Annotated in this window: 3 protein-coding genes; 1 reads left to right on the top strand and 2 read right to left on the bottom strand. The window is 36.8% G+C overall.

Translation table 11 applies throughout. From position 1 onward, the window contains the following. A partial coding sequence (locus AC1DTM_RS24310) for an aldo/keto reductase (RefSeq protein ID WP_477001090.1) occupies window positions 1–612 on the top strand: 612 nt, incomplete at its 5' end. A gap of 24 nt (window positions 613–636) precedes the next feature. Here the strand turns inward: AC1DTM_RS24310 and AC1DTM_RS24305 are convergent. Together AC1DTM_RS24305 and AC1DTM_RS24300 are read right to left on the bottom strand one after the other, a co-directional pair. Continuing rightward, entirely contained in the window at window positions 637–1,221 is a 585-nt protein-coding gene (locus AC1DTM_RS24305; protein WP_477001089.1) for a GNAT family N-acetyltransferase, read from the bottom strand. Window positions 1,222–1,305: 84 nt separating this feature from the next. After that, window positions 1,306–1,958: flavin monoamine oxidase family protein (locus AC1DTM_RS24300; protein ID WP_477001088.1), on the bottom strand; the 653-nt coding region annotated here is incomplete at its 5' end.

The following is a 1,958-nucleotide window of genomic DNA, read 5'->3' as shown; positions in this document are numbered from 1 at the left end:
CACTACAATACGAGTGCTGAACATATCATAAAGAGCGCGGAGGATTCATTACAAAACTTACATACAGATTATATTGATGTATTGCTCATTCATCGCCCTGATCCATTCACAGACCCAAATGAAGTGGCAGAAGCGTTCTCACGCTTAAAGCAAGAAGGAAAAGTTCGTCACTTCGGTGTTTCTAACTTTTTACCTTCTCAATTTAATATGTTAAGTTCATATTTAGATTTCCCGCTCATTACAAATCAAATTGAAGTATCTGCGATGCAGCTTGAGCATTTTGAAAAAGGTACGATTGATTTATGCCAAGAAAAACGAATCAATCCAATGATTTGGTCACCTCTTGCTGGTGGAGAAATCTTTACTGGCCAAACTGAACGTGCTGTACGTTTACGTGAAACTTTACAAAAAATTGCTACTGAGCTAGGCGTTGATAGCATTGATACTGTTATGTATGCATGGTTACTTACTCATTCAGCTAAAATGATGCCAATCGTTGGCTCTGGCAAATTAGATCGAGTAAAAACGGCTGCAATGGCAACAAAAGTTAACTTAGACCGCCAACAATGGTTTACAATTTTCGAAAGCTCTAACGGACATCCTGTCCCATAATGTACAAAAAGAAGAGCCGTTACTTTACAGCTCTTCTTTTTCATATGTATTTCTCGTCATTGCAAATACACACATATCTCTTAATCCATTTTCATCTACCGCAACACTCGCACTTTCTAAAATCCCTTCTAATTTAAAACCTAATTTTTCAGGTATCGCTCTACTCTTCTTATTTAGAGAATCACAACGAATTTCTACCCGGTTTGCTTTCAGTTCAGTGAAAGCATACTCCGTTATACCTTTTGCGGCCTCTACCATATAGCCCTTTCCACTAAACCTTGAATCAACCCAATACCCGATTTCAAATTGAKGTATATCCCAAACAATACGATGTAATCCAGCAGATGCAATAAACTCGCCAGTTTCTTTCGAAAACACTAGTAATCTCAAATCTTCTCGCTGCAAAAATTGAATATGTGATTTTCTAATACTCTCTTCTATTTCTTCCTCTGTTTGCTCTTTTTGTGCAAAGACCATCCAAGGCTTTAATTCTTTCATCGAAGCTTGAATTGCTTCATATACAACTTTACCATCACCTGGTTTTGGCATTCTAATTAAAAGCCTTTCAGTATAAAATTCAGAAGGAAAATCGAATAACAATGGATTCAAAGTAAACACTCCCCATAATCCTTTTATATTTAATAATATCCATCTCAAGATATATAGTAAAGTTTTTTCTGAATTTTACATTTTTTACTCATTCACCTCTACTGCCACACGAACTCCGGATTCAATCGCACCTTGAATCCATCCGTGATACAGCGTTGTATGATCTCCAGCAAAGTATATTCTCCCCTCAGGTTTCACAATGACTGGCTGTAATTCAGATTCTTGACCTGCTTGAAAAAGAGCAAATCCTCCAAGTGCATATGGATCTAATGTCCAACTTTTTGATATTCCAGACATGAACTCATCATATACTTGACCACCTAATATTGTTGCTAAATTTTGTAGTGTGTAATAGATACGATCCCCTTTTGATAAACCATCCCATAGTAACGCATCATAAGACCATGTATAACTTCCTAACATCATAGCAGGTCCTTTCTCTCCAATTCCATGGCTTGGATAATAGGCGTAACGAATTGGCAAATCTGTTATAATTCTGCCACCTAATTGCCCTTGTTCTTCCCAAAATCGACTTTTAAATTGAATGCCTATTTTCGTCGCAGGCATATAATGCAATTCACGAATTGCTTTCCACTTTTCATGAGATATAGAATCAAATGGATCTACTTCCACAAAACGCATTGTCGAAAACGGAATTGTAACAATAACTAAATCCCCTGTAATACTACTATATTCAAAAGTTTCCTCGTTTCGGTAGAAAGCCGTCACACCGTTAT

It is taken from the genome of Bacillus sp. P4_D3 (genome assembly GCF_056401855.1).
Note: the sequence above shows the minus strand (reverse complement) of the source record. Positions and strands in the feature narration are given on the sequence as shown.